This is a genomic window from Pseudomonas sp. LSJ-87, assembly GCF_032971465.1.
In the GTDB taxonomy this organism is placed as follows: Bacteria; Pseudomonadota; Gammaproteobacteria; order Pseudomonadales; family Pseudomonadaceae; genus Aquipseudomonas; species Aquipseudomonas putida_Z.
Genome location: NZ_JAWJYQ010000001.1, coordinates 118,254 through 144,677 on the forward strand (window position 1 = coordinate 118,254; position 26,424 = coordinate 144,677).

Here is a 26,424-nt window from a genome sequence, read left to right on the forward strand (position 1 = left end):
AAGTTCCCTGTATCAAATTGCAGGTAGTCAGAACCCTCGCAGCACCGCTGTTCCTTATCACTGGTCACCCGAGTAGCAGTACCGGGCTCAGAACTGTGCACCCGCCACAGCAACCGGTACTCGTCTCAGGACAACGGAGCGTCGTAGATGAGTAACAAGAACAACGATGAGCTGCAGCGGCAGGCCTCGGAAAACACCCTGGGGTTGAACCCGGTCATCGGTATCCGCCGCAAAGACCTGTTGAGCTCGGCACGCACCGTGCTGCGCCAGGCCGTGCGCCAACCGCTGCACAGCGCCAAGCATGTGGCCCACTTTGGCCTGGAGCTGAAGAACGTGCTGCTGGGCAAGTCCAGCCTTGCCCCGGAAAGCGACGACCGTCGCTTCAATGACCCGGCATGGAGCAACAACCCACTTTACCGCCGCTACCTGCAAACCTATCTGGCCTGGCGCAAGGAGCTGCAGGACTGGATCGGCAACAGTGACCTGTCGCCCCAGGACATCAGCCGCGGCCAGTTCGTCATCAACCTGATGACCGAAGCCATGGCTCCGACCAACACCCTGTCCAACCCGGCAGCGGTCAAACGCTTCTTCGAAACCGGCGGCAAGAGCCTGCTCGATGGCCTGTCCAACCTGGCCAAGGACCTGGTCAACAACGGTGGCATGCCCAGCCAGGTGAACATGGACGCCTTCGAGGTGGGCAAGAACCTGGGCACCAGTGAAGGCGCCGTGGTGTACCGCAACGATGTGCTGGAGCTGATCCAGTACAACCCCATCACCGAGCAGGTGCATGCCCGCCCGCTGCTGGTGGTGCCGCCGCAGATCAACAAGTTCTACGTATTCGACCTGAGCCCGGAAAAGAGCCTGGCGCGCTACTGCCTGCGCTCGCAGCAGCAGACCTTCATCATCAGCTGGCGCAACCCGACCAAAGCCCAGCGCGAATGGGGCCTGTCCACCTACATCGACGCGCTCAAGGAGGCGGTCGACGCGGTGCTGGCGATTACCGGCAGCAAGGACCTGAACATGCTCGGTGCCTGCTCCGGCGGCATCACCTGCACGGCATTGGTCGGCCACTATGCCGCCCTCGGCGAAAACAAGGTCAATGCCCTGACACTGCTGGTCAGCGTGCTGGACACCACCATGGACAACCAGGTCGCCCTGTTCGTCGACGAGCAGACTTTGGAGGCCGCCAAGCGCCACTCCTACCAGGCCGGCGTGCTCGAAGGCAGCGAGATGGCCAAGGTGTTCGCCTGGATGCGCCCCAACGACCTGATCTGGAACTACTGGGTCAACAACTACCTGCTCGGCAACGAGCCGCCGGTGTTCGACATCCTGTTCTGGAACAACGACACCACGCGCCTGCCGGCCGCCTTCCACGGCGACCTGATCGAAATGTTCAAGAGCAACCCGCTGACCCGCCCGGATGCCCTGGAGGTTTGCGGCACTCCGATCGACCTGAAACAGGTCAAATGCGACATCTACAGCCTTGCCGGCACCAACGACCACATCACCCCGTGGCAGTCGTGCTACCGCTCGGCGCACCTGTTCGGCGGCAAGATCGAGTTCGTGCTGTCCAACAGCGGCCACATCCAGAGCATCCTCAACCCGCCAGGCAACCCCAAGGCGCGCTTCATGACCGGTGCCGATCGCCCGGGTGACCCGGTGGCCTGGCAGGAGAACGCCACCAAGCATGCCGACTCCTGGTGGCTGCACTGGCAAAGCTGGCTGGGCGAGCGTGCTGGCGAGCTGAAAAAGGCGCCGACCCGCCTGGGCAACCGTGCCTATGCCGCTGGCGAGGCATCCCCGGGCACCTACGTTCACGAGCGTTGAGCTGCAGCGCCGTGGCCCCCTGCGGGGCGCCACGGTGTTCATTCACCCCATGAGTCACGCGCATGCCGCAACCCTACATCTTCAGGACCGTCGAGCTGGACAACCAGTCCATCCGCACCGCCGTCCGCCCGGGCAAGCCGCACCTGACGCCGCTGCTGATCTTCAACGGCATCGGTGCCAACCTGGAGCTGGTGTTTCCGTTCATCGAAGCACTGGACCCGGACCTGGAAGTCATTGCCTTTGACGTACCCGGGGTCGGCGGCTCGTCCACGCCGCGCCACCCATACCGCTTCCCCGGGTTGGCCAAGCTGACGGCACGCATGCTCGACTACCTCGACTACGGCCAGGTCAATGTCATCGGTGTGTCCTGGGGCGGCGCCCTGGCCCAGCAGTTCGCCCACGATTACCCCGAACGCTGCAAAAAACTGGTGCTGGCCGCCACCGCAGCCGGTGCGGTGATGGTGCCAGGCAAGCCCAAGGTGTTGTGGATGATGGCCAGCCCACGGCGTTACGTGCAGCCGTCGCATGTCATCCGCATTGCGCCGACGATCTATGGCGGCGGCTTCCGGCGTGACCCCGAACTGGCCATGCAGCACGCCGCCAAGGTGCGCTCCGGCGGCAAGATGGGCTACTACTGGCAGCTGTTCGCCGGGCTCGGCTGGACCAGCATCCACTGGCTGCACAAGATCCAGCAACCGACCCTGGTGCTGGCCGGCGACGACGACCCGCTGATCCCGCTGATCAACATGCGCCTGCTGGCCTGGCGGATTCCCAATGCCCAGCTACACATTATCGACGACGGTCATTTGTTCCTGATCACCCGGGCCGAGGCCGTCGCCCCGATCATCATGAAGTTCCTTCAGCAAGAACGACAGCGCGCCGTCATGCACCCTCGCCCGGCTTCGGGTGTGTGAAGGCGATTTGGGGCCCTGTGGGAGCGGGTTCACCCGCGAAGAATCCAACTCGGTGTATGGCACCGGCTTCGCCGGTGTTCGCGGGTGAACCCGCTCCCACAGAGACCCTGCTAAATCAGTGAATATGTTTAGTCATGAGGCACCAGGTCAGGACGAGGGAGTGTTGCCATGAAAGACCAACCGGCCAAAGGAACGCCAACGCTTCCCGCCACCAGCATGAATGTGCAGAACGCCATCCTCGGCCTGCGCGGCCGTGACCTGATTTCCACGCTGCGCAATGTCAGCCGCCAAAGCCTGCGTCACCCGCTGCACACCGCACATCACCTGTTGGCCCTGGGTGGCCAGCTGGGCCGGGTGATACTGGGTGACACACCGCTTCAGCCGAACCCGCGCGATACGCGCTTCAATGACCCGACATGGAGCCAGAACCCGTTCTACCGTCGCGGTCTGCAGGCCTACCTGGCCTGGCAGAAGCAGACCCGCCTGTGGATCGAGGAGAGCCACCTGGACGACGATGACCGGGCCCGTGCGCACTTCCTGTTCAACCTGATCAACGATGCCCTGGCGCCGAGCAACTCGCTGCTCAACCCGTTGGCGGTCAAGGAACTGTTCAACAGCGGTGGCCAGAGCCTGGTGCGCGGTGTGGCCCACCTGCTCGATGACCTGCGCCACAATGACGGCCTGCCACGCCAGGTCGACGAGCGCGCCTTCGAAGTGGGCGGCAACCTGGCCGCGACCACCGGCGCCGTGGTGTTTCGCAACGAGCTGCTGGAGCTGATCCAGTACAAGCCGATGAGCGAAAAGCAGCACGCCCGGCCACTGCTGGTGGTGCCGCCACAGATCAACAAGTTCTACATCTTCGACCTCAGCTCGACCAACAGCTTCGTCCAGTACATGCTCAAGAATGGCCTGCAGGTGTTCATGGTCAGCTGGCGCAACCCCGACCCGCGCCACCGCGAATGGGGCCTGTCCAGCTACGTTCAGGCCCTGGAAGAAGCGCTCAACGCTTGCCGCAGCATCAGCGGCAACCGCGACCCCAACCTGATGGGCGCCTGCGCCGGCGGCCTGACCATGGCCGCACTGCAGGGCCACCTGCAGGCCAAGCACCAGCTGCGCCGGGTGCGCAGCGCCACCTACCTGGTCAGCTTGCTGGACAGCAAGTTCGAAAGCCCCGCCAGCCTGTTCGCCGACGAGCAGACCATCGAGGCCGCCAAGCGCCGCTCCTACCAGCGCGGTGTGCTGGATGGCGCCGAGGTGGCGCGGATCTTCGCCTGGATGCGGCCCAACGACCTGATCTGGAACTACTGGGTCAACAACTACCTGCTCGGCAAGACACCACCAGCCTTCGACATCCTGTACTGGAACGCCGACAGCACGCGCCTGCCCGCCGCGCTGCATGGCGACCTGCTGGACTTCTTCAAGCTCAACCCGCTGACCCACCCCGCCGGCCTGGAGGTATGCGGCACACCCATCGACCTGCAGAAGGTCGAGCTGGACAGTTTCACCGTGGCCGGCAGCAACGACCACATCACCCCGTGGGATGCGGTGTACCGCTCGGCCTTGCTACTAGGTGGCGACCGGCGCTTCGTGCTGGCCAACAGCGGGCACATCCAGAGCATCATCAACCCGCCCGGCAACCCCAAGGCCTACTACCTGGCCAACCCCAAGCTGTCCAGCGACCCGCGTGCCTGGTTCCACGACGCCAAGCGCAGCGAAGGCAGCTGGTGGCCGTTGTGGCTGGAGTGGATCACCCCGCGCTCCGGCCCGCTCAAGGCACCGCGCAGCGAACTGGGCAATGCCACCTACCCACCGCTGGGCCCCGCACCGGGCACCTACGTGCTGACCCGATGAGCATGCCGACTGGATGAAGACTCGCGACCGTATCCTCGAATGTGCCCTGCAGCTGTTCAACCAGCAGGGCGAACCGAACGTATCCACCCTGGAAATTGCCAACGAACTGGGCATCAGCCCTGGCAACCTCTACTACCACTTCCACGGCAAGGAGCCGTTGGTGCTGGGGTTGTTCGAGCGCTTTGAAGAAGCGCTGATGCCCTTGCTCGACCCGCCGCTGGAGGTACGCCTGGACGCCGAGGATTACTGGCTGTTCCTGCACCTGATCGTCGAACGCATGGCGCAGTACCGTTTCCTGTTCCAGGACCTGTCGAACCTGACCGGGCGCCTGCCCAAACTGGCCCGCGGCATGCGCAACCTGATCAACGCGCTCAAGCGCACACTGGCGGCGTTGCTGGCCAGCCTCAAGGGCCAAGGGTTGGTAGAGAGCGAGACCCAGGCGCTGGGGCAACTGGTGGAGCAGATCACCCTGACACTGATGTTCTCGCTGGATTATCAGCGGGTACTGGGGCGCGAGGGGGATGTGGGGATTGTGGTGTACCAGGTGATGATGCTGGTGGCGCCGCATCTGCAGGCCCAGGCGCGGGGGGCGGCGGAGCAGTTGGCGGTGCGGTATCTGGAGGGGTAAGCCTGACTGGGATGTATTGCAGCAGTCGACGCATTCGCGGGTGAACCCGCTCCCACAGGTACGGTGCAGAGCTTACAAGCGGCGCAGTACCTGTGGGAGCGGGTTTACCCGCGAAGAAGGCGACGCGGTATCAGATCAGGGTACCGGTGCCTGTCTGTGCCGAAGGCGGGTTGCTGGCCGGAGCCGCAGTGGGCGCCGAAGCTGCGCTAGCGGCCGGAGCGGCGCTGGCCGCTGGAGCTGCCGGCTTGGCAGCTGCCGGCTTGGCCGGTGCTTTCTTCACTGCAGGCTTCTTCGCCACGGCTGGCTTGGCCGCTGCCGGTTTCGCCGCAGGCTTGGCCGCTGCAGTCTTCGCAGCAGGTTTAGCCGCTGCGGCCTTGGCTGCCGGCTTGGCTGCCGCGGTTTTTGCCGCAGGCTTGGCCGCTGCCGTCTTGGCCAGTGGCTTGGCCGCCGCCTTGCTCGCAGCCGGTTTGGCTGCAGTGCGCGACGAAATCGGGGTAACCGAAGCGCCGGTGAGTTTCTCGATCTGCTTGGTCAGGCTGTCCACCTGCTGGTGCAGGGCCTTGATCTCGTTGCGGCTCGGCACGCCAAGGCGCGAGATGGCACTGTTCAGGCGCTTGTCGAAGGCCTCTTCGAGTTCGCTCCACTTGCCCAGCGCACGGTCCTTCACGCCCGACACACGCGAAGTGGTCGACGACTTGGCAGTTTCAGCAACATCTTCTGCGGTCTTCTTCGCCTGCTTCTCGGCCTTCTCGCCATCCTTCACCAGCGAATCGAACAGCTTCGGGCCGTCCTGGTCGATCTTCGAATAGATACCAAGCCCCGCCAGCCAGATCTTGCGGGAGTACTTCTCGATCCCGCCGACCCAGGAGCTGCCTTCTTTCTCGGAATTCTTCTTGCCAGCCATCCTGCTCTCCTTATGGTTTGTGCGCGACGCGCTCGAGCAGCTCGTGAAGCTGTTCAAGCTTGATGGACAACGCCTCAACGTCATGTTTAGACGGAATGCCAAGGCGATTCAAGGCGCGACCTACCCGCGCGTCGAAAGCTTTTTCGATCTTGTCCAGTTGAACTTCGACCTTGCCGCGTACGCGACTGACTTCCTGGGTCGCTTCGTCGATCTGGTTGTTGGCAGCATCGAGCTCCTTGTCGATGCGCTTCTTGCCACGCTTCTCGACGCCTTCGCCGGCCTTGACCAGCTCATTGAAGTAGTCGGAGCCTTCCTGGCCCACACGCGCATAGGCGCCGATGCCCGCCAGCCAGATCTTGCGCGCGTAGCCGCGCACCTCGCCCAGCGTACCCGGGGCGTCGTCCTTTTTCTTCACAGTCACTTTGGCCATGCTCTGTACCTCATGCTCATGAGTGGAGGAGGAACCGCCCATGGAGGTTGGGCTTGAGCACAAGGTAGAGAGGGAAATTAGAATCTTCACCCTAAGGTGAACGAGCATGGCTCGGGAAGGGGTGTCAGGCCAGGGCTTTGTCCAGCGCCCGCTCGATCTCGCCCTTGATGGTGCCGCTCATCATCGACAGCATCATGCCCAGCTTCAATTCGACGCGGATGCGGTCATCGAAGATGTGCACGCTGCCGTTGGCACCGCTGCGCGCCACGTCGACCCGGTCACCGTTCCAGGTGGCCTTGAGGTCGTATTCGCGGGTCAGTTTATCGACCAGCGCTTCAGCCTTGGCACGGGCGGCATCAAGGCCGAGGGAATGTTTGCGTTCGACGCTGATCTGGGTCATGCGGGTGTTCCTGAAGATGAAGACATAATGGGCATTATGCCCGCCCCTGCCCACTGGCACACCCCGCCAAGACAAATCCGCCCGTTCGCCCTAGAATGGCGGTAATTTTTTCCGGTGAAGCGATATGAACGACCAGCGCAAAGGCGACCACGCCGAACCCACCACCCATTTCGGTTACCAGGACGTCCCTGAAAGCCAGAAGGCGAAGAAAGTCGCCGAGGTGTTCCACTCGGTCGCGGCCAAGTACGACCTGATGAACGACGTGCTTTCCGGCGGCATGCACCGCCTGTGGAAGCGCTTCACCATCGAGCTGTCGGGCGTACGCGCCGGCAACCGTGTACTGGACATCGCCGGCGGTACCGGCGACCTGGCCGCCAAGTTCTCGCGGCTGGTCGGCCCGACCGGCCAGGTAGTGCTGGCCGACATCAACGAGTCGATGCTCAAGGTCGGCCGTGACCGCCTGCTCGACCGTGGCGTGGCCGGCAACATCGAGTTCGTCCAGGCCGACGCCGAGAAGCTGCCATTCCCGGACAACCACTTCGACTGCGTGACCATCGCCTTCGGCCTGCGCAACGTCACCCACAAGGACGAAGCCATCCGCTCGATGCTGCGCGTGCTCAAGCCGGGCGGTCGCCTGCTGGTGCTGGAGTTCTCCAAGCCGACCAACAAGCTGATGTCCAAGGCCTACGACGCCTACTCGTTCGCCTTCATGCCGCTGGCCGGCAAGCTGATCACCAACGACTCGGAGAGCTACCGTTACCTCGCCGAGTCGATCCGCATGCACCCCGATCAGGAAACCCTGAAGGCCATGATGGTCGAGGCCGGTTTCGACCGCGTCACCTACCACAACATGACCAGCGGCATCGTTGCCGTGCACCGGGGGATCAAGCCCTGATGCTGCTGGCCGGGCTGCTCGCCAGCGTCGAACATGGCCTGAACCGCGTCCTGCGCATGGACAGCACGGCCCTGCCGCGGCTGGCCGCGCTGGAGGGCAAGGTCATCGAGATCGACTGCCGCCAGCCAGCCTTGCAGGTGTTCATCCTGCCCGATGAAGAGGGCCTGATGCTCGCCGCCCACTGGCAAGGCGAGGTCGACTGCAGCCTGCGCGCCCCGGCCGGCAGCCTGGCGCAGCTGGCCCTGGCCAGGGACAAGACTGCCGTGCTGCACAGCCCGCAAGTCGAACTGCATGGCGACAGCGCCGTGCTGCTCGACCTGTTCGGTGTGCTGCAGGACCTGGAGCTGGACTGGGAGCACGAGCTGCAACGCTGGCTCGGCCCGGTCGCCACGGCGCTGCTGGCGGGCCACATCCGCCTGCGTGCACGCTGGACCCGCCAGGGCCTGGCGCGCTTCAGCCAGAACCTTTCCGAGTACCTGGCCGAAGAGTCCCGTACCCTGGTCGGCAAGCGCGAAGCCGAAGCCGCCTTCAGCGAGCTCGATGCCCTGAAGCTCGATACAGAACGCCTCGAGGCGCGCCTCAAGCGCCTTTCCCGAACCCTTGATACCAGCGATAACGCATGAAGCTGCTCGCCGTCCGCCGTCTTTTTCGCATCCAGCGTGTGGTGATCCGCTACCGTCTCGATGACCTGCTGTTCGACCTGCCGCTGCCCTGGTGGCTGATGAGCCTGCGCCTGCTGATGCCGTGGCGCTGGCTGCCGCGCAAGCCGTCCGAGCTCAGCCGTGGCGCGCGCCTGCGCCTGGCCCTGCAGGACCTGGGGCCGATCTTCATCAAGTTCGGCCAGTTGTTGTCCACCCGCCGCGACCTGCTGCCCAACGACATTGCCGATGAGCTGATGCTGCTGCAGGACCGCGTGCCGCCGTTCGACCCCAAGCAGGCCGTGGCACTGATCGAGGCGCAGTTGGGCGCCCCGGTAACGCAACTGTTCAGCCGCTTCGACGTCGAGCCACTGGCCTCGGCCTCGGTGGCCCAGGTGCACGCTGCGCGCCTGAAAAGTGGCGAGGAAGTGGTGGTCAAGGTGGTGCGCCCGGGCCTGAAGCCGGTGATCGCCCAGGACCTGGCCTGGCTGTTCCTGATCGCCAAGGCCGCCGAGCGCGCTTCGGCCGACGCCCGTCGCCTGCACCCGGTGGAAATCGTCGGCGACTACGAAAAAACCATCTACGACGAGCTCGACCTGCTGCGCGAAGCGGCCAACGCCAGCCAGCTGCGGCGCAACTTCGAAGGCTCCGAGCTGATGTACGTGCCCCAGGTGTACTGGGACCTGTGCCGCCCCAAGGTGCTGGTGATGGAGCGCATCTACGGCGTGCCGGTGACCGACATGGCCACCTTGGCCGACCAGCGCACCGACATGAAGCTGCTGGCCGAACGGGGTGTGGAGGTGTTCTTCACCCAGGTGTTCCGCGACAGCTTCTTCCATGCCGACATGCACCCCGGCAACATCTTCGTCAGCACGGTCAAACCATGGAGCCCGCAGTACATCGCCATCGACTGCGGCATCGTCGGCAGCCTGACCGCCGAGGACCAGGACTACCTGGCGCGCAACCTGATCGCTTTCTTCAAGCGTGACTACCGCCGCGTCGCCCAGTTGCACATCGACTCGGGCTGGGTGCCGGCGCACACCAAGGTGAACGAGTTCGAAGCGGCGATCCGCACCGTGTGCGAGCCGATCTTCGAAAAACCGTTAAAGGATATTTCCTTCGGCCAGGTGCTGATGCGCCTGTTCCAGACCGCCCGGCGCTTCAACATGGAAGTGCAGCCGCAGCTGGTGTTGCTGCAGAAGACCCTGCTCAACATCGAGGGCCTGGGCCGCCAGCTGTACCCCGAGCTGGACCTGTGGAGCACCGCCAAGCCATTCCTCGAGCGCTGGATGCGCGACCGCATGAGCCCCAAGGCCGTGCTCGGCAACATCCACAGCCAGGTCGAGCAACTGCCGCACCTGGCCGACATGGCCCGCGACCTGCTCGAGCGCCTGTCGCAACCGCACCTGCACGATCCGCAACTGCCGGAGCGGCGCCGCCAGGGCGACCGCTGGGCGCTGCGCCTGCTCGGCGCCGGCCTGCTCGGCGGTGGTGCGGTACTGGCCGCTGGTGCCGCCGCGGCCACCAGCCTGGCCGCCCCTGCCGCCTGGCCGGCCTGGCTGATGCTGGCCGCCGGCCTTTACCTGATCGTGCGCCAATAGCCAGCCGCGCCCATGGCTGGCACACTAGCGCAAAGGGCCCGGCACAGGAGCGGGCCCGCTTTGGAGTCGACGATGAAAGACTGGCTGGACGAGATCAAGTGGAACAGCGAGGGCCTGGTACCGGCGATCGCCCAGGACCACAAGACCGGACGCGTGCTGATGATGGCCTGGATGAACCGCGAATCGCTGGCCCTGACTGCCGCCGAGCAACGCGCCATCTACTGGTCGCGTTCGCGTGGCAAGCTGTGGCGCAAGGGCGAGGAATCCGGGCATGTGCAGAAGCTGCATGAAATGCGCCTGGACTGCGATGCCGACGTGATCATCCTGATGGTCGAGCAATTGGGCCATATCGCCTGCCATACCGGCCGTGAAAGCTGCTTCTACCGCGTCTTCGAAGACGGCCAGTGGAAAACCGTCGACCCGGTCCTGAAAGACCCGGATGCCATCTACAGCGCAGGACACTGACATGAGCGACACCCTCAACCGCCTGGCCGAAGTGCTTGAAGAACGCAAGCAAGCGGCGCCCGACAGCTCCTACGTGGCCAGCCTGTACCACAAGGGCCTGAACAAGATCCTCGAAAAGCTCGGCGAAGAGTCGGTCGAGACGATCATTGCCGCCAAGGATGCCGCGGTCAGCAAGGATTACAGCGATGTCATCTACGAAACCGCCGACCTGTGGTTTCATAGCCTGGTAATGCTCAGCGCGCTGGGCCAGCATCCGCAAGCCGTGCTCGATGAGCTGGAACGCCGCTTCGGGCTTTCCGGGCATGATGAGAAGGCGGCTCGACAGCCGTCTGCCTGATGTAATTCAGGTGCGCGGCGCCCCTCTCTTTTTTGTGGGAGCGGGTTCACCCGCGAAGAATGCGACGCGGTGTATGGCACCGGCTAAGCCGGTGTTCGCGGGTGAACCCGCTCCCACAGGGGCCGCGTTGCCAGAACAATTCGCTTTACCTGTAAATTTCAGGAGTACGAAATGGGTATCTTTGACTGGAAACACTGGATCGTCCTGCTGGTGGTCGTGGTCCTGGTGTTTGGCACCAAGAAGCTGAAGAACTTCGGCAGTGACCTGGGTGAGTCGATCAAGGGCTTCCGCAAGGCCATGAGCGACGAAGAGAACAAGCCGGCCGAGCAGACCCCGCCGCCTGCCCAACCCGTTCCACCGGTGCAGAACACTGCCCAGCAGAACCAGGGCCACACCATCGAAGGCCAGGCCCAGCCGGCTCAAGAGCCGCAGCGGAAAGACTGACCCATGTTCGGCATCAGTTTCAGCGAGCTGCTGCTCGTCGGCCTGGTCGCCCTGCTGGTGCTCGGCCCCGAGCGCCTGCCCGGTGCCGCGCGCACGGCAGGCCTGTGGATCGGCCGGCTCAAGCGCAGTTTCAACAGCATCAAGATGGAAGTGGAGCGCGAAATCGGCGCCGACGAAATCCGCCGCCAGCTGCACAACGAGCACATCCTGCAGATGGAAGAGGAAGCCAAGCGCATCCTCAACCCGATGACGCCACCGGCGCAGCCGCCTGTCACCACCGCAACCGTTCAGCCCCCCGCCGGGCTCGAAGCCAGGCCGGTCGAGACCGCTGCCACCCCGGCCACGCCTTCTGAACCGCCTCAACCGCCGCGAGCCCCATGAGCGAAAATCCGGAACACGACCAGCCAATGCCGCTGGTTTCGCACCTGACCGAACTGCGCACCCGCCTGCTGCGCTGCGTTGCCGTCATTTTCCTGATCTTTGCCGGGCTGTTCTCCTTCGCCCAGCAGATCTACACCTTGGTCTCCGCGCCGCTGCGCGAGCACCTGCCGGCCAATGCGACGATGATCGCCACCGACGTGGCCTCGCCGTTCCTCACGCCGTTCAAGCTGACCATGATCGTCTCGCTGTTCCTGGCGATACCGTTCATCCTCCAGCAGATCTGGGGCTTCATCGCACCCGGGCTGTACCGCCATGAAAAGCGCATCGCCATTCCGCTGTTGGTGTCGAGCATCTTCCTGTTCTACGCCGGCATGGCCTTCGCCTATTTCCTGGTGTTCCCGCTGATCTTCGGCTTCTTCGCCAGCGCCACGCCGGAAGGCGTGTCGATGATGACCGACATCGCCAGCTACCTCGACTTCGTGATGACGCTGTTCTTCGCCTTTGGCGTGGCCTTCGAAATCCCGGTGGCGGTGGTGCTGCTGGTATGGATCGGCGTGGTCGATGTGAAGTACCTGAAGAAGATTCGCCCCTACGTGATCATCGGCTGCTTCGTGGTCGGCATGGTCCTCACCCCACCGGACATCTTCTCCCAGACCCTGCTGGCCGTTCCCATGTGGCTGCTGTTCGAGATCGGCGTGCTGTGCGGCAGCCTGATCCGCAAGCGCAGCGCCCACGACGAAACCGCCAACGACCACAACGACCAGCCACCAGCGACCCAACCGTGAACCTGTTGCTCCTTGAAGAGGCCGACTTCGTCTCGGCCGACCGCGTCGTTCTCGCAGACCGGCGCTTTACCCACATGCAGGACATCCACCGTGTGGCGGTGGGCGACAACCTGCGCGTGGGCCGCATCAACGGCCTGATGGGCAAGGCCACGGTGCTGCGCCTGGAAAAGCACGAAGCCGAACTGGAAGTCGCCTTTGACCAGCAGCCACCGGCCAAGCTGCCGCTGACCCTGGTGCTGGCCGTACCTCGGCCGAAAATGCTGCGCCGGCTGTTCCAGACCGTGGCCACCCTTGGCGTGCCGCGGCTGATCCTGCTGAACAGCTACAAGGTCGAGAAAAGCTTCTGGCAAACACCGTTCCTGCACCCGGACAGCATTCGCGAGAACCTCATCCTGGGCCTGGAACAAGCCCGCGACACCGTGCTGCCCGAAGTGATCATCGAGAAGCGCTTCAAACCGTTCGTCGAAGACCGCCTGCCGGCCATCGCCGCAGGCACCCTGGGCCTGGTCGGCCACCCCGGCCCCTACCCCGCCTGCCCGCGCGCCGTGGAGCAGCCCGTGACCCTGGCAATCGGCCCGGAGGGCGGCTGGATCCCCTACGAGGTGGACCTGCTGGGCAAGGCAGGCCTGGCTCCGGTACAGCTGGGCGACCGCATCCTGCGGGTAGAGACCGCGGTGACAGCGCTGCTTTCACGAATTTTCTGACACTCAAGTCAACTTTTACCCATAAAGTTTCCCCTCCCCAGGCCGATTGTCTTGGCAACACAACAATTAATCGTGCTGCCAAGGCGCCGGGGAGTCGTACATGTATCAATGGTTCGCCCAATCATTGGGCAATGTGAGCGTCAATCGCAAACTGGGGCTGGGCTTCGGCCTGGTGCTGCTGTTGACCCTGGCCATCACCCTGGCTGGCTGGCACGGCATGGACAGCATCATCAACCGTGGCGACAAGCTGGGAAACATCTCGGTCATCCAGCAGTACACCCAGGAACTGCGCATCGCCCGCCAGCATTACCAGCGCCAGCCTGACGAAGCCTCGGTGGCAGAGCTGGAAAAAGCCCTGGGCAATCTCGAGCGCCAGGTGCAGCTTATGCTCGGGCAGATCGAGCAGCCCGCTGACAGCCAGCGCCTTGAGCAGCAGCGCGAGGCCGTGCGCGGCTACCAGCAGGCGTTCAACGAGCTGAAACAGGCCGGCCAACGCCGCGAGGCCAGCCGCGCCGTGCTAGGCGACACTGCCGACAAGGCCGCGGAGCTGATTGGCCGGGTGCAACGCGACCTGCTGCAGGGTGGCGATATCAGCCAGTACCAGCACGCGGTGGAAGTCAGCGCCCTGTTGCAACAGGCGCGGTTCCAGGTACGCGGTTACACCTACAGCGGCAACGCCGACTACCAGCAAACGGCGCTGAAGGCCATCGACCAGGCCTTGGCCGAGCTACGCGCGCTACCGGCCAAAGTGCCGGCGGAGCACGCTGCCAGCCTGGACGATGCCACCACCGCCCTGGCAGGCTACCGCGACGCGGTCACCCAGTTCGGCAGTGCCCAGGTCGCCAGTGAGCAGGCCCTGCAGAGCATGGTCGAGCACGGCACGGTACTGCTGCAGGCCAGCCAGGCGATGACCACCTCGCAAACCGCTGTGCGCGACGCCGGGGCGGCCCAGGCCAAGACCGTGCTCGCCGTGGCCACCGTGCTGGCCCTGACCCTCGGCCTGCTGGCGGCCTGGGCCATCACCCGGCAGATCATCGTCCCGCTGCGCCAGACCTTGCACGCCGCCGAACGCGTGGCCAGTGGCGACCTGACCCTGAACCTGCAGGTACAACGCCGCGACGAACTGGGCCAGTTGCAGGCCAGCATGCATCGCATGACCCAGGGCCTGCGCGAACTGATCAGCGGCATCGGTGATGGCGTCACGCAGATCGCCAGTGCTGCCGAGGAGCTGTCGGCGGTGACCGAGCAGACCAGTGCCGGGGTCAACAACCAGAAGGTCGAGACCGATCAGGTGGCGACCGCCATGAACCAGATGACCGCCACCGTGCATGAGGTGGCGCGCAATGCCGAGCAGGCCTCGGAAGCTGCGTTGATGGCCGACCAGCAGGCCCGCGAGGGCGATCGTGTAGTGGGCGAGGCGGTGGCGCAGATCGAGCGCCTGGCCGGCGAAGTGGTCAACTCCAGCGAAGCGATGAACCAGCTCAAGGCCGAAAGCGACAAGATCGGCAGCGTGCTCGACGTGATCAAGTCGGTGGCCCAGCAGACCAACCTGCTGGCCCTCAACGCGGCGATCGAGGCGGCCCGGGCCGGCGAGGCCGGGCGTGGCTTTGCCGTGGTGGCCGATGAAGTGCGCAGCCTGGCGCAGCGCACTCAGCAATCGACCGAAGAGATTGAAGAGCTGATTGCCGGCCTGCAGAGCGGCACCCAGCGCGTGGCCAGCGTGATGGACAGCAGCCGCCAGTTGACCGACAGCAGTGTCGAACTGACCCGCCGTGCCGGCAGCTCGCTGGAGACCATCACCCGGACCGTATCGTCGATCCAGGCCATGAACCAGCAGATTGCCACGGCAGCGGAAGAACAGACGGCCGTGGCAGAAGAGATCAACCGCAGCGTGATGAACGTGCGGGATATTTCTGACCAGACCTCGGCGGCCAGTGAAGAGACGGCCAGTTCCAGCGTGGAGCTGGCGCGGTTGGGTACCCACCTGCAAGGGTTGGTGGGGCGGTTCAGGCTCTAGGCTGATGTGTAGGTAGCCTGTACTGGCCTCTTCGCGGGTAAACCCGCTCCCACAGGTACCGCACAGTTCTCAAAATCTGTGCAGTACCTGTGGGAGCGGGTTTACCCGCGAAGAGGCCGGCGCAGGTGGAGTATTCCTACCTGTTGAAGTGAAATTTCCTACTTGATTATCAGGTCAAGTCCTACAGCTCCGCTGCCGATTGGCAAAGGTGTGATGCCAGCAATGCGCCTGCATCCTCGCCCCCAATCGCACGGAGATTCCTCATGCTCGGCTACCTCAACCGCAAGCTCGGCAACATCAGTGTCGCAGCCAAGCTCGCCCTCGGCTTCGCCGTAGTCCTGCTGCTTACCCTAGCCACCACCGTCAGTGGCTGGCGTGCACTGGATGACGCCATTGTGCGTTCGCAGCAACTCAGCGAAATCGGCCTGATCAACGACCTGACCAAAGACTTGCGCGCAGAGCGCATCACTTACCGCGTACTCAACGACAACGCCAGCAGAACGCGGATAGCCAACATTCTCGACCAGCTCAACAGCATGCTGAGCACCTTGCAACAACGTAGCAGCGTGGATGAATCCCGGCAGATGCTGACCGAAAAGCTGGCGTTGCTGCAGCGCCTGCGTGACGATTTCAGCGAGCTGGAGAATACTGTCGCCAAGCGTATCGCCCTGCGCCAGGCCATGCAGGCCCATGAGCAGAAGCTCACCGAAGTGATCGACGATCTCCAGACCCAGGCCTTGCTGAGGATGCCTGCCGACAGCCAGCAAGGCGGTGTGCTGGGGCTGATGGACACGCTTGGCCGACATGTCGACGGTGCCAACCAGCAGAGCCTGGTTCCGGCCTATACCTTCTCCCCTGTGGAAAGCTTCGCCAAGGTCGGCGACACCTCCCTGGATGCCGCCGCCAGCAGCCTTGCACAACTGCTCAAAGGCCTTGCTCCACTTGGCTTGCCCCGTGCGCTCACCCAGCAGCCCGGGGAGCAGCTGGCCAAGTACCGCGCCAGCCTGGATGAGTATCGTCGGGCTGCGGTGCGTGTCGAACAGCTGCAAAACAATATGGAGAACATGGGCAACGAGCTGCGCGCGGTAAGCCTGGAACTTGGCAAACGCAAGGTCGAGCAGCGCGACAGGGAAGCCCTTGAGGCCCGCTCGCTGCTGACCACTGTAGCCCTGCTGGCGTTGGTCGTAGGCGTCGTGGCCGGCTGGCTGATCACCCTGCAGATTACCCAGCCTTTGCGCCAGACCCTGGCCGTGGCCGGGCGCATCGCCAAGGGCGACCTGAGCCAGGTCGAACCTGTGCAACGCCGCGACGAAATGGGCCAGTTGCAAACCAGCATGCGCGAAATGACCTTGAGCCTGCGCGAGCTGATCGGTGGCATCGACCAGGGCGTCGGCCACCTGTCACAGGCCGCCACACAGCTGGCGGCCAGCAGCGAAGACACCAAGCTGCGCATCAACCAGCAACGCGAGGAAACCGACCAGGTGGCCACAGCCATGAACCAGATGAGCGCCACCGTGCAGGAAGTGGCGCAGAACGCTGAACAGGCCTCGCTGGCGGCGACCAACGCCGACCAGCAGGCGCAGATCGGCGACCAGGTGGTGGCCGAAGCTATTGGCCGTATCGAACAGCTGGCCGGGCAGATGGACCATTGTCTGGCGGCCATGCAGCACTTGGCGGGCGAGAGCCAGCGCATTGGCAGCATCCTCGATGTGATCAAGTCAGTGTCCGAGCAGACCAACCTGCTGGCCCTGAACGCGGCGATCGAAGCAGCACGGGCGGGTGAAGCCGGGCGTGGTTTTGCCGTGGTGGCCGATGAAGTGCGCGGTCTGGCCCAGCGCACCTCGACGGCGACCGAGGAAATCGGCCAACTGATCGACAGCCTGCATAACGGCACCGACGAAGTGACCCGCCTGCTGGACAACAGCAAGAACCTGACCGAGCAGAGTGTGGAGCTGAGCCGCAAGGCGGGGCATGCGTTGAGCCAGATCACCGACACGGTGTCCAGCATCCAGGGCATGAACCAGCAGATTGCCACGGCCAGCGAAGAGCAGAGCGTGGTCGCCGAGCAGATCAACCGCAGTGTGCTGAATGTGCGCGATGTGTCGGATCAGACCAGTGCGGCCAGTGAGCAGACGGCGGCGTCGAGTGGGGAACTGGAGCAGCTGGGGCAGCAGTTGCGGGGGATGGTGGGACGGTTCAGCATTTGAGATTGCGGGGGGCTGCTTTGCAGCCCATTCGCCGGCAAGCCAGCTCCCACAGGGACCGTACAGTTCTCAGTACCTGTGGTACTCCTGTGGGAGCCGGCTTGCCGGCGATTGGGGCGCAAAGCGCCCCCCCTTCGGTTAAAGCACCTGACGCAGGAACGCCTGCGCGCGCGGGTCTTTCGGCGAGGCGAAGAACGCAGCCGGCGCCGAATCTTCCAGCAGCTTGCCATGATCGAAGAACAGCACCCGGTCCGCCACTTCACGAGCAAAGCCCATTTCGTGGGTAACGCAGACCATGGTCATGCCTTCCTGGGCCAGGGTCTTCATCACGTCCAGCACCTCGCCGACCATTTCCGGGTCGAGCGCCGAGGTTGGCTCGTCGAACAGCATCACTTTCGGGTCCATGGCCAGGGCACGGGCGATCGCCACCCGCTGCTGCTGGCCACCGGACAGACGCGACGGGTATTCGTTGGCTTTCTGCGCAATACCCACCTTCTCCAGCAGCGCCCGGGCCTTGGCTTCGCGGTCGGCCTTGTTGCGCTTGCGCACTACCTTCTGTGCCAGGCACAGGTTCTCCAGCACGGTCATGTGCGGGAACAGGTTGAAGTGCTGGAACACCATGCCGACTTCGCGGCGGTAGGCGTTGATGTCGGTCTTCGGGTCGGCCAGTTGCAGGCCGTCGATGGCCACATGGCCTTCGTCGAAATGCTCCAGGCCGTTGAGGCAGCGCAGGAAGGTCGACTTGCCCGAACCCGACGGGCCGAGCACCACCACCACTTCGCCCTTGGCGACCTGGGTGGTGACGTTATCCACAGCCCGTACCACGTGGCCACGGGTGTCGAAGACTTTCAGCAGGTCACGGACTTCAATCACTTTGCGCAAGCCTCCGCTCGAGCCGGCTGGCCAGGTGCGACAGCGGCAGGTTGATCAGCAGGTACAGGCCTGCCACGCAGAACCAGATCTCGAAGGTCGAGAACGAGGTGGTAATGGCCTCGCGGCCGCTCTTGGTCAGTTCGGTGATGGCGATCACCGACACCAGCGAGGTGTCCTTGACCAGGCTGATGAACTGGCCGGCCAAAGGCGGCAGCACGCGCTTGAAGGCCTGCGGCAGGATGACGTGGCGCATCGACTGGCCTGCGTTCAGGCCCAGCGAGCGGGCCGCTTCGTTCTGGCCCTTGGCAATGGACTGCACGCCGGCACGAACGATTTCGGCCACGTAGGCGCCGGTGAACAGCGCCAGTGCAGCCACCCCGGCAAACTCGCGGGACAGGTTGAGCACGGTACCGATGAAGAAGTAGAAGATGAAGATCTGTACCAGCAGCGGTGTACCGCGCACCAGCTCGACATACACCGTCGACAGGTCACGCAGCGTAGGGTTGCTGGACAGGCGGCAGAGGCCGGCGAACAGGCCGATCAACAGGCCCAGGGCACCGGATACCACCGAAATCCAAAGCGTGGTCCACAGGCCCCAGGCCAGCGGGCCGGCCGCCCAGTGGCGGGTGACGCCAATCTGGTCGCCTTCGGAAACATCGTCGCCGCGGGCCAGCTGCAGGCTGTCCTTGTCCACATCGAGCACCTGCTCGGCACCGCTCTCGTCTTTCAGCGTGACACGGGCATTGTCGCCAGAGATGAGGATGTCCTGCACGGTGCCGTAACCGGCGGCGCGCTGTGCTTCCTCGGCCTTGTAGGCGAAGTACTGCGGTACGCGGTTCCAGCGCCACTCGTAGGAAATCATCGAGGTGGCCATGTACAGGCTGAACGCCAGGCCCACCAGGACCAGGGCAGTCAAACCGTGCCAGGGCCACTGGGCTTTCTTGTGTTTGATCACGTGGGGTACTTCCGTAAATGCGAACGCGCAGGGTTTGCCTGCGCGTCGGGGTCATAAAGCCGGCTTGTGGCCTGGGCCTTATTCCATTTCCTTCAGCCAGTCCTTGTTCTTGAACCACTTGTCGTGAATACGATCGTAGGTCCCGTCATGCTTGATCTGGTGCAGGAAGTTGTTGATGAAGTTGATGCTGTCGTAGTCGCCTTTCTTCAGTCCGAAGGCCAGCGGCTCGTAGGTGAAGGGTTCTTCGAGGAACAGCAGCTTGCCGGCACCGGCCTTGTCCACTGCCACCACGTTGTACGGCGCGTCGTAGACGAAGGCGTCAGCCTTGCCGTTGACCACGTCCATCACCGCTTCCTGCTCGTTGTCGTAGCCGTGGTACTTGGCCTTGGCGATCAGCTTCTTGGAAACCATTTCGCCGGTGGTGCCGAGCTTGGAGGTGATGCGGTACTTCTCGTTGTTCAGGTCCTTGTACGACTTGATCTCGCCCGCCAGTTCCTTGCGGATCAGCAGGGTCTGGCCAACCACGATGAAGGGCTCGCTGAAGTTCAGGCGCAGGTTGCGTTCCTGGGTCAGGGTCATGCCGCTGCCGATCATGTCGAACTTGTCGGTCAGCAGGGCCGGGATGATGCCGTCATAGGCCGTGGATACCGGCTCGAACTTGACGCCCATGGACTTGGCCATGGCTTTGAGGATATCGACTTCGAAGCCGATGATCTCGCCACGCTTGTTGGTCATCTGGAATGGCATGTAGGTCGGGTCCATGCCCACCCGCAGGGTGCCGCGCTTGACCGCGTCATCGATCGCGCCCGCCTGGGCTGCCGTCACGGCGACCAGGGCGGTGACACCGACCAGCAGTCGCGAAAGGTATTTCTTGATCATCACCAAGTCCCCTAGCAAGAAAAGTAGCGAATCTTATTGTTGGCATGGCCGTGGCGGCCGATGCGTCATATCGGAGAGGGATGCTAACGCATGGCGGCTCGGGGACCTAGAGCCGGGGGGGACTTTGTTGGCCAAAATCGGTGGGAGCCCCGAAAAGCTTCGCGGGCACGCCCGCTCCCACAGGTACAGCGCATGCCTCAAAGGCTGTGAAGTACCCTGTGGGAGCGGGCGTGCCCGCGAATAGGCCCGATCAGGCGCCGACGAGTGCCGGTTGGCCTTCATTCTCCGGATGCAGCGGCAACAGCGGCGAATGCGGGTCGTTCTTGATCGATGCACGCCACACGTTGATCCACGCCGCATTGTGCTCGGCCCAGACCTGCTCGTGCAGGCGGGTCAGCGCCACCGGGTCGCTGAGCAGGGCCAGGCGGGTATTGAGGTCCAGCCCTTGCGGCCCGACCTCCATCGCCTTGGCCACGCGCTCGACGCGCAGTGCCTCGATCGGCGCCGCCTGACCATGACGGGCAGTGGCCATGGCGCAGGCCAGGGCGTTCTGCCGCGGGTCGACCACAGCCCGCACGAAGCCGTCATGCAGGGCATGCCAGCGGTTTTCGTGGGTGTACTGGTCGGTGGCCAGCAGCTCCTGCGGAGTGGCGTATTCCTCAGGGATGAGGAACAGCTTCTCGTCCTTGGCCGCCAGGCCCAGGCGGGTACGGCTGGAGATCACCGAAACCGGGATCGACAGCACCAGCGAACCAACGATTGGCGCCAGCCACCACAGGAAACTCGGGTTCAGCCAGGCCACCAGCGCCGCCCAGGCAATGCCCAGCAGGGTCTGCGGGCCGTGGCGGCGCACTGCTTCGCTCCACGGCGTGGAGTCGTCGTCACGCTGCGGCGAGTTCCAGGTCGCGGCCCAGCCGAGGAACGCGGCCAGCACGAAGCGGGTGTGGAAGATCATGCGCACCGGTGCCAGCAGCATGGAGAACAGCATCTCCATCAGCATCGACAGGGTGACCTTGATGCGCCCGCCAAACTCGGTCGCGCCCTTGGCCCAGATCAGGATGACGCTGAGCAGCTTGGGCAGGAACAGCAGCACGATGGTGGTGGAGAACAGCGCCACGGCCTTCTCCGGGTGCCACTGCGGCCACAGCGGGTAGAGCTGGTACGGCTCGATGAAGTACTGCGGCTCCATCAGCGTGTTGGTCGCCAGCAGCGCGGTCGACAGCACCAGGAACAGGAACCACAGCGGTGCCGACAGGTACGACATCACCCCGGTGAGGAACACCGCACGATGCACCGGGTGCATGCCCTTGACCAGGAACAGGCGGAAGTTCATCAGGTTGCCGTGGCACCAGCGGCGGTCGCGCTTGAGCTCGTCGAGCAGGTTCGGCGGCAGTTCTTCGTAGCTGCCCGGCAGGTCGTAGGCAATCCACACGCCCCAGCCGGCACGGCGCATCAGCGCGGCTTCGACGAAGTCGTGGGAGAGGATTGCACCGGCGAACGCACCCTTGCCCGGCAACGGCGCCAGGGCGCAGTGCTCGATGAACGGCTTCATGCGGATGATCGCGTTGTGGCCCCAGTAGTGCGACTCGCCCAGCTGCCAGAAGTGCAGGCCGGCGGTGAACAGCGGGCCGTACACGCGGGTGGCGAACTGCTGCAGGCGCGCATACAGGGTGTCCATGCCCGAGGCCTTCGGCCCGGTCTGGATGATGCCGGCGTCCGGGTTGGCCTCCATCAGGCGCACCAGGCTGCTCAGGCACTCGCCGCTCATGACGCTGTCGGCGTCGAGCACGACCATGTACTTGTATTCGCCGCCCCAACGACGGCAGAAGTCGTCGAGGTTGCCGCTCTTGCGCTTCACCCGGCGCCGACGGCGGCGGTAGAAGATACGGCCGAAGCCTTTGGTTTCGCGGCACACGTCCAGCCAGGCCTGTTGCTCGGCCACGGCGATGTCGGTGTCGTTGGTGTCGCTGAGCACGAAGAAGTCGAAGCGATCGAGGTTGCCGCTGGCGGCCACCGACTCGAACGTTGCGCGCAGGCCGGCGAACACGCGCGGCACGTCTTCGTTGCAGATCGGCATCACCAGCGCGGTACGCGCCTCAGGCGCGATCGGCTCGTTGCCAGCACTGCTACCCGAAATCTTGTACTTGTCACGCCCGGTGAGCAGCTCGAGGAAGCCCATCAGCGCGGTCCAGAAGCCCGCCGATACCCAGCAGAACAGGATGCCGAAGAGAACCAGGATGGACGTCTGCAGGGCATACGGCCAAACCTGTACCACGGTGTCCCACAGCGGCTGGTTGACGACTTCGTCAAAGTCCACGAACGACCAGCCCTGGTACGGCAGGATGCCCTTCATGTACCAGCCGGCAACGATGGTCTGGCCGATCATCAGCGCCAGCAGGATGTAGCGGCGGATCGAGCCGACCGTACGCCAGCGAGCTGGCGGCAGCTCGCGCTTGGGCGGCTGCGGGGCGTTGGTGCGGCCGGTCATGCGCCGCCACATGCGGATCAGCACGTTGGTACGCCATGGCTCGGGCACGACCTTGGTGCGCTTGATCGGCGGAGCGATCTTCAGGCACAGGCGGCCGCTGCCGTCGACGCCAAGCATCTCGGCGTCTTCCAGCTCGGCGGCGCTGCCTACGGTCAGGCGCGGGCCCACCGAGGCCTGGACGGCCTCGGCAGAGCTGGCGGCCGGGTTGGCCGCCAGGCGTTGGTGCAGCTCACTGAATGACGTGCAGCTGGCGAGTTCCGCCCGTTGCTCGTCGCTCAGTGGTAGGTGGGCCAGGTACTCGCGAAGCGATTCCGGCCTTGCGCTTGAGTTACTCATCGGCAGGCAACTGATAGCTCCAGGTCTCGGTCAGCACCTTCTCGGTGGTGGCCGGGGTCCCGTTGGTGGGCGCCGCATCGGCGGCAGGTTGTTCGGCCTTGGCAGCTTTATCGGCCTTGGCTTGCTTGGCAGTAGCCTTGTCCTGCTTGGCGTCCTTGGCAGGCTTGGCGGCTTCGACCGGCACGTCACGCACCAGCGCGGCACGCACTTCGGTCGATTTGTTGGCTTCCTTGACCTTCAAACGCAGGGTGAGGCGCCAGCCCTTGGTCTCAGGGTTATAGCGCAGGTTGTTCTCGACCACCTCGGCGTTGTCGCCCACGCTGATCTGGCTGCGCACGGCGGTGTCTTCCGGCAGGGCGGCCAGCGCCGGGCCGGCGAAGTCGACCAGGAAGGCCACGCTGCCGTCTGGCTGGCGGATCAGGTTGGACTGCTTGACGTCGCCAGTGGAACGCAGGGTCTGCTTGACCCAGCCCAGCTCGGGAGCCTGGAACTTCGGCTCGTCGATGGTCCAGTGCAGGCGGTAGGCGTACTCGAATGGCTTGCCTGGCTCAGGCAGCTTCTCCGGGCTCCAGAAGGCCACGATGTTGTCGTTGGTCTCGTCGGCAGTCGGGATTTCGACCAGATCGACGGTGCCCTTGCCCCAGTCACCCTTCGGCTCGATCCAGGCGCTCGGGCGCTTCTGGTAGTTGTCGTCGAGGTCTTCGTAGTCGCTGAAGGCGCGCTGGCGCTGCATCAGGCCGAAACCACGCGGGTTCTCGACGCTGAAGTTGCTCACGGCCAGGTGTTTCGGGTTGTTCAGCGGGCGCCACAGCCATTCGCCGTTGCCGGCATGGATCGACAGGCCTTCGGAGTCGTGCAGGGCCGGGCGGTAGTTGAGGACCTTGGACGGCTGGTTGGGGCCGAACAGGTACATGCTGGTCAGCGGGGCAATGCCCAGGCGGCTGACATGGTCACGCAGGAACACGCGGGACTGCACGTCGACCACGGTGTCGTTGCCTGGACGCAGGATCAGCTTGTAGGCGCCGGTGGAGCGTGGCGAGTCCAGCAGGGCGTAGATGACCAGGTGCTTGTCGGCCGGCTTGGGTTTTTCGACCCAGAACTCGGTGAAGCGCGGGAACTCCTCGCCCGACGGCAGTGCGGTGTCGATGGCCAGGCCACGGGCCGACAGGCCGTACACGTGGCCCTTGCCGACCACGCGGAAGTAGCTGGCGCCAAGCAGGGTCATGATCTCGTCCTGCTTGTCGGCCTTGTTGATCGGGTACAACACGCGGAAACCGGCGTAACCCAGGTTCTTGGTGGTTTCCGGGTCGTGTGGCACGTCACCGAACTCGAAACGGCTCGGGTCGTACTTGATTTCCTCGACCTTGGTGGCGGTGACCTGGTTGATCTTCACCGGGGTGTCGAAGTGCATGCCCTGGTGATAGAACGACAGCTTGAACGGGGTCTTGTCCTTGGCCCACTCGGCCTTTTCCTGCAGGAAATGAATCTTCTGGTAGTCCGCGAACTTCATGTCGCGGAATACGGCCGGCAGGTTGCTTTTCGGTGCTTCGTACTTCTGGCCGGCCAGATCCTTTGCCTTGGCTGCAACATCGTCAAGATTGAATGCCCACAGCTGGCCCGCGCTCATCAGGCCGACCACTGCCACACTGGCCATCAGGGCCTTGCGCAGCCCGGTACCGGGGATTCTTGATGCTTTTTGGGGACTAACAATCACGAGCAACCCTCGCCGAAAACAGATCATGAAACCAACGGCCAGCGACAAATGCCGGGTTGGCGAGCACTGTTCGGACCCCGTGAGGGCGTAATGATTCCCCAAACGGATCCAGACAATGCTCGAGTCAGAGTGAAACGAACCTGCGAACGCAGGTCCATGCAGCGCGCGATTATCCAGCAGGTCGCGTGACAACGCATCAGGCTGGAACAACTATTTATCGTACAAAACCCCTTGTTTTCCTGTGAACAAGGGGTTTTTTACACTCACATTTGTAACATAAATGTTACGGGGCCATCATTGACCAGGTGCACCTGCATGTCTGCACCGAATTGCCCGCTTGCCACATCGGCGTGCTGGGCCTTCGCCTGCTGCAAAAGATAGTCGAACAACTCGGCGCCGAGGGCCGGTGGCGCTGCCGTCGAGAAGCTCGGGCGCATGCCGTTGCGGGTGTCTGCCGCCAGGGTGAACTGCGACACCAGCAACAAACCTCCCCCCACATCCTTGAGCGACAGGTTCATCTTGCCCTGCTCGTCGCTGAACACCCGGTAGTTCAACAGCTTGTGCAACAACTTGTCGGCCTGCTCACGGGAATCTTCAGGCTCGACGGCCACCAGCACCAGCAAACCCTGGTCGATGGCACCTACCACCTCCCCCGCTACTTCCACCCGCGCACCACGCACGCGCTGCAGCAGGCCCCTCATGCTTCTTCCAGGGGCAGGTCGAGCAGGCGCCGGGCCATCTGGTCGGCGGCACGCACCAGGGCATCGGTGATGCCCGGCTCGGAAGCCGCGTGGCCAGCGTCACGGATCACCTTCAGTTCGCTGTTCGGCCAGGCCTGGTGCAGCGCCCAGGCGTTGTCCAACGGGCAGATCACATCATAGCGGCCATGCACGATCACGGCCGGCAGGTGGGCGATCTTCGGCAGATCGCGGATCAGCTGGTCCGGCTCGAGGAAGGCGTTGTTCATGAAGTAGTGGCATTCGATACGGGCGATCGACAGTGCACGCTGCGGCTCGGAGAAGCGGTCGACCACCAGCGGGTTGGGACGCAGGGTGGCGGTACGGCCTTCCCAGGTGGACCAGGCCTTGGCCGCGTGCATCTGGGCGATCTGGTCGTTGCCGGTCAGGCGCTTGTGGAAGGCCGTGACCAGGTCACCGCGCTCCTCCGGCGGGATTGGCGCGATGTAGTCCTGCCAGTAATCGGGGAACAGGCGGCTGGCGCCTTCCTGGTAGAACCATTGGATTTCCTGGGGCCTGCACAGGAAGATGCCGCGCAGGATCAGGCCATGCACCCGCTCGGGGTGGGTCTGGGCGTAGGCCAGGGCCAGGGTGGAGCCCCACGAGCCGCCGAACAGCACCCACTTGTCGATGCCAAGGTGCTCGCGGATGCGCTCGAGGTCCTCGACCAGGTGCCAGGTGGTGTTGTTTTCCAGGCTCGCGTGCGGCGTGGAGCGGCCACAGCCGCGCTGGTCGAAGGTGATGATGCGGTACAGGGTCGGGTCGAAGTAGCAGCGGCTCTGGGCGTCGCAACCGGCGCCCGGGCCGCCGTGGATGAATACCACCGGCAGACCTTCTGGCGAGCCGCTTTCGTCGACATACAGCACATGCGGCGCTTCCACGGCCAGATCGTGCCGGGCGTAGGGTTTGATCTGCGGGTACAGGGTCTGCATTGCGCACTCCGTGTGAGGATTATTCGGCCGTGGGCCATCATAAACCTGAATTGCGCTTTGAGCACTGCCCGCGCTGATGCCGCCG

Annotated in this window: 25 protein-coding genes and 2 pseudogenes; 17 read left to right on the top strand and 10 right to left on the bottom strand. The window is 64.0% G+C overall.

Annotated elements, in window-relative coordinates; translation table 11 throughout:
- Positions 1-147: 147 nt before the first annotated feature.
- The 4 genes from phaC (RYH74_RS00480) (at position 148) to RYH74_RS00495 (ending at position 5,220) form a co-directional block, all read left to right on the top strand.
- Complete coding sequence (gene phaC, locus RYH74_RS00480; protein WP_137162561.1) at positions 148-1,827, top strand: class II poly(R)-hydroxyalkanoic acid synthase; 1,680 nt, start codon at positions 148-150, stop codon at positions 1,825-1,827.
- Positions 1,828-1,889: 62 nt separating this feature from the next.
- A complete protein-coding gene (phaZ, locus tag RYH74_RS00485; protein WP_085587802.1) occupies positions 1,890-2,741 on the top strand; it encodes a poly(3-hydroxyalkanoate) depolymerase in 852 nt (283 codons plus the stop codon).
- Positions 2,742-2,909: 168 nt separating this feature from the next.
- Entirely contained in the window at positions 2,910-4,592 is a 1,683-nt protein-coding gene (phaC, locus tag RYH74_RS00490; RefSeq protein WP_317408812.1) for a class II poly(R)-hydroxyalkanoic acid synthase, read from the top strand.
- Between the two features lie 13 nt (positions 4,593-4,605).
- Positions 4,606-5,220 carry a TetR/AcrR family transcriptional regulator gene (locus RYH74_RS00495; protein WP_075046596.1) on the top strand — a complete coding sequence of 205 codons (615 nt, stop codon included), beginning with the start codon at positions 4,606-4,608 and terminating at the stop codon, positions 5,218-5,220.
- A gap of 130 nt (positions 5,221-5,350) precedes the next feature.
- On the opposite strand, the gene RYH74_RS00500 is transcribed toward RYH74_RS00495, so the two are convergent.
- From RYH74_RS00500 to RYH74_RS00510, 3 genes are all read right to left on the bottom strand, one after another.
- Entirely contained in the window at positions 5,351-6,124 is a 774-nt protein-coding gene (locus RYH74_RS00500; RefSeq protein WP_137162563.1) for a phasin family protein, read from the bottom strand.
- Between the two features lie 10 nt (positions 6,125-6,134).
- Positions 6,135-6,554, bottom strand: a complete 420-nt coding sequence (locus RYH74_RS00505; RefSeq protein WP_023663112.1) for a phasin family protein — start codon at positions 6,552-6,554, stop codon at positions 6,135-6,137.
- A gap of 124 nt (positions 6,555-6,678) precedes the next feature.
- Entirely contained in the window at positions 6,679-6,954 is a 276-nt protein-coding gene (locus RYH74_RS00510; protein ID WP_317408813.1) for a polyhydroxyalkanoic acid system family protein, read from the bottom strand.
- A 124-nt stretch (positions 6,955-7,078) separates the two neighbouring features.
- Between RYH74_RS00510 and ubiE the strand changes: the two genes are divergently transcribed.
- The 13 genes and pseudogenes from ubiE to RYH74_RS26410 all read left to right on the top strand — a co-directional run bounded on the left by ubiE (position 7,079) and on the right by RYH74_RS26410 (position 17,428).
- Entirely contained in the window at positions 7,079-7,849 is a 771-nt protein-coding gene (gene ubiE, locus RYH74_RS00515; RefSeq protein WP_013974541.1) for a bifunctional demethylmenaquinone methyltransferase/2-methoxy-6-polyprenyl-1,4-benzoquinol methylase UbiE, read from the top strand.
- Entirely contained in the window at positions 7,849-8,472 is a 624-nt protein-coding gene (locus RYH74_RS00520) for an SCP2 domain-containing protein (RefSeq protein ID WP_025340915.1), read from the top strand. The genes ubiE and RYH74_RS00520 overlap by 1 nt, the downstream gene beginning before the upstream one ends.
- Positions 8,469-10,088 (top strand): ubiquinone biosynthesis regulatory protein kinase UbiB, encoded by a 1,620-nt coding sequence (gene ubiB / locus RYH74_RS00525; RefSeq protein WP_075046599.1) that lies wholly within the window; start codon positions 8,469-8,471, stop codon positions 10,086-10,088. Before RYH74_RS00520 ends, ubiB begins: the two co-directional genes overlap by 4 nt.
- Before the next feature lie 72 nt (positions 10,089-10,160).
- Positions 10,161-10,553, top strand: coding sequence for a phosphoribosyl-AMP cyclohydrolase (gene hisI / locus RYH74_RS00530; RefSeq protein WP_013974544.1), 393 nt, complete (start codon positions 10,161-10,163; stop codon positions 10,551-10,553).
- Between the two features lies 1 nt (position 10,554).
- The gene (locus RYH74_RS00535) at positions 10,555-10,890 is read left to right on the top strand and encodes a phosphoribosyl-ATP diphosphatase (protein ID WP_013974545.1); all 336 of its coding nucleotides are present in this window, start codon (positions 10,555-10,557) and stop codon (positions 10,888-10,890) included.
- Positions 10,891-11,061: 171 nt separating this feature from the next.
- The gene (locus RYH74_RS00540; RefSeq protein WP_025340917.1) at positions 11,062-11,334 is read left to right on the top strand and encodes a twin-arginine translocase TatA/TatE family subunit; all 273 of its coding nucleotides are present in this window, start codon (positions 11,062-11,064) and stop codon (positions 11,332-11,334) included.
- A gap of 3 nt (positions 11,335-11,337) precedes the next feature.
- A complete protein-coding gene (tatB, locus tag RYH74_RS00545) occupies positions 11,338-11,715 on the top strand; it encodes a Sec-independent protein translocase protein TatB (protein ID WP_025340918.1) in 378 nt (125 codons plus the stop codon).
- Positions 11,712-12,500 carry a twin-arginine translocase subunit TatC gene (tatC, locus tag RYH74_RS00550; RefSeq protein WP_013974546.1) on the top strand — a complete coding sequence of 263 codons (789 nt, stop codon included), beginning with the start codon at positions 11,712-11,714 and terminating at the stop codon, positions 12,498-12,500. The genes tatB and tatC overlap by 4 nt, the downstream gene beginning before the upstream one ends.
- On the top strand, positions 12,497-13,204 hold the full coding sequence (locus RYH74_RS00555) for a 16S rRNA (uracil(1498)-N(3))-methyltransferase (protein WP_025340919.1): 708 nt from the start codon (positions 12,497-12,499) through the stop codon (positions 13,202-13,204). The genes tatC and RYH74_RS00555 overlap by 4 nt, the downstream gene beginning before the upstream one ends.
- A gap of 217 nt (positions 13,205-13,421) precedes the next feature.
- Positions 13,422-14,366: pseudogene (locus tag RYH74_RS26395) on the top strand (methyl-accepting chemotaxis protein); the annotation flags it as partial.
- 141 nt (positions 14,367-14,507) lie between these two features.
- A complete protein-coding gene (locus RYH74_RS26400; protein ID WP_404940928.1) occupies positions 14,508-15,221 on the top strand; it encodes a methyl-accepting chemotaxis protein in 714 nt (237 codons plus the stop codon).
- Positions 15,222-15,484: 263 nt separating this feature from the next.
- Positions 15,485-16,525: pseudogene (locus tag RYH74_RS26405) on the top strand (methyl-accepting chemotaxis protein); the annotation flags it as partial.
- A 198-nt stretch (positions 16,526-16,723) separates the two neighbouring features.
- The gene (locus RYH74_RS26410; protein ID WP_371858525.1) at positions 16,724-17,428 is read left to right on the top strand and encodes a methyl-accepting chemotaxis protein; all 705 of its coding nucleotides are present in this window, start codon (positions 16,724-16,726) and stop codon (positions 17,426-17,428) included.
- A gap of 135 nt (positions 17,429-17,563) precedes the next feature.
- Here RYH74_RS26410 and RYH74_RS00570 read toward each other — a convergent pair whose 3' ends face one another.
- The 7 genes from RYH74_RS00570 to pip all read right to left on the bottom strand — a co-directional run bounded on the left by RYH74_RS00570 (position 17,564) and on the right by pip (position 26,339).
- Complete coding sequence (locus RYH74_RS00570; protein WP_013974550.1) at positions 17,564-18,298, bottom strand: amino acid ABC transporter ATP-binding protein; 735 nt, start codon at positions 18,296-18,298, stop codon at positions 17,564-17,566.
- On the bottom strand, positions 18,291-19,253 hold the full coding sequence (locus RYH74_RS00575) for an amino acid ABC transporter permease (RefSeq protein ID WP_317408816.1): 963 nt from the start codon (positions 19,251-19,253) through the stop codon (positions 18,291-18,293). The genes RYH74_RS00570 and RYH74_RS00575 overlap by 8 nt, the downstream gene beginning before the upstream one ends.
- Before the next feature lie 78 nt (positions 19,254-19,331).
- Positions 19,332-20,129, bottom strand: coding sequence for a transporter substrate-binding domain-containing protein (locus tag RYH74_RS00580; protein ID WP_024087841.1), 798 nt, complete (start codon positions 20,127-20,129; stop codon positions 19,332-19,334).
- Positions 20,130-20,382: 253 nt separating this feature from the next.
- Positions 20,383-22,956 carry a glucans biosynthesis glucosyltransferase MdoH gene (gene mdoH / locus RYH74_RS00585; RefSeq protein ID WP_025340923.1) on the bottom strand — a complete coding sequence of 858 codons (2,574 nt, stop codon included), beginning with the start codon at positions 22,954-22,956 and terminating at the stop codon, positions 20,383-20,385.
- Positions 22,949-24,670 carry a glucan biosynthesis protein G gene (locus RYH74_RS00590; RefSeq protein ID WP_317408817.1) on the bottom strand — a complete coding sequence of 574 codons (1,722 nt, stop codon included), beginning with the start codon at positions 24,668-24,670 and terminating at the stop codon, positions 22,949-22,951. Before RYH74_RS00590 ends, mdoH begins: the two co-directional genes overlap by 8 nt.
- Before the next feature lie 263 nt (positions 24,671-24,933).
- Complete coding sequence (gene dtd / locus RYH74_RS00595; RefSeq protein ID WP_075046605.1) at positions 24,934-25,371, bottom strand: D-aminoacyl-tRNA deacylase; 438 nt, start codon at positions 25,369-25,371, stop codon at positions 24,934-24,936.
- Complete coding sequence (gene pip / locus RYH74_RS00600) at positions 25,368-26,339, bottom strand: prolyl aminopeptidase (RefSeq protein ID WP_013974556.1); 972 nt, start codon at positions 26,337-26,339, stop codon at positions 25,368-25,370. Before pip ends, dtd begins: the two co-directional genes overlap by 4 nt.
- Positions 26,340-26,424: the final 85 nt, after the last annotated feature.